At 39.7% G+C, this 1,028-nt stretch carries 2 protein-coding genes; both read left to right on the top strand.

The genetic code is table 11. The features are described 5' to 3' along the window. The first annotated feature begins 354 nt into the window (after window positions 1-354). Window positions 355-615: a hypothetical protein gene (locus QZ994_RS19990; protein ID WP_290877884.1), complete on the top strand. Its 261-nt coding sequence runs from the start codon at window positions 355-357 to the stop codon at window positions 613-615. 208 nt (window positions 616-823) lie between these two features. Next, a partial coding sequence (locus QZ994_RS19985) for a hypothetical protein (protein WP_290877882.1) occupies window positions 824-1,028 on the top strand: 205 nt, incomplete at its 3' end.

Raw genomic sequence — 1,028 nt, 5'->3', positions numbered from 1 at the left:
GTTTCTTTGATAAAAACGGATATTGGCAGTATCTTCCTTTAGAACAATTCCCAGCTGAATTCCGTGCTCATTTACTGATCATGGGGGTTCTATGACTGGCTGCGTCTATGTATGGAAATCTCCAGACGTTATTGTAGTTGCTCCTCCTGAGGGTGAATCCCGAGTCTATTGGAATAACTTTCCTGAAGAGTTGCTCAATCTTCCTTGTGTAGATACTGCATTCCCTGATTCTAATCGTTCTGCTAGATACGGTGAGTTTTACTATGCATCAGAAGAAAATAGCGGTTGGGAACCCCTACCATTCTCAGAGTTTCCAGCTGAATTCAAAGCACATCTATTACTACTGGGGGTGTCATGACTGTTAATAACACTCTGTATTTCTGGGTAGATGGAATCATCATTGATTATCATGAAGATGCTTTATGGAAGCCATTAGAAGAAGGATCACTTGATCAGCTTTTCTGTATAGACCGTAGGTTTGAAGCAGGGGATGCATATACCTATGGGTACTATTGGACTGACTCCAATGGTGCTACTGATAACTGGAAGAATATTCCATTCTCTGACTTCCCTCCTGAATTCAAACTTCAACTCTTATTGTTAGGAATATCATGAGTATGCTCATATGTACTAGAAAAGAGATTAAGGAAGTGAGTCGTAGCTCCTCGATTGGAATGTTCTTTAAAGCAGGTAGCTATATAAGATTGCATTCTGACTGGTTCTATCTGCCTGAATCCCAATACGGGTGTCTTAGCAAGAATCTCATTAGTTTAGATTCAGTACCTAATGAGATCAAACTCCTGATGTTAGTAGGGGGTTACTCATGAGCTATTACATGTTCAATTCCCTAGGTATGTTTGAAGTAACTAGGGAATCTCTTACTGATAAAAAGCATCGATTAGGTACTATTGCATACAACAGTGATACTAGAGTTTGGATACAGGTAGCATTACAGTATTCTACGGCTAGCAAGCCTAAGAATAGACGTTGGATAACTGTTTCATCTGAAGATGTTCCAGCTGAATACA

The sequence above is a fragment of the Aquabacterium sp. genome, assembly GCF_021768455.1.
GTDB lineage: Bacteria > Pseudomonadota > Gammaproteobacteria > Burkholderiales > Burkholderiaceae_C > Aquabacterium.
This window is presented reverse-complemented; position numbering and strand designations above follow the sequence as displayed.

Bases quoted from the DNA above. Each gene is read 5' to 3' on its own strand.
- QZ994_RS19990 (WP_290877884.1), top strand. From the start codon at position 355: ATGACTGTTAATAACACTCTGTATTTCTGGGTAGATGGAATCATCATT.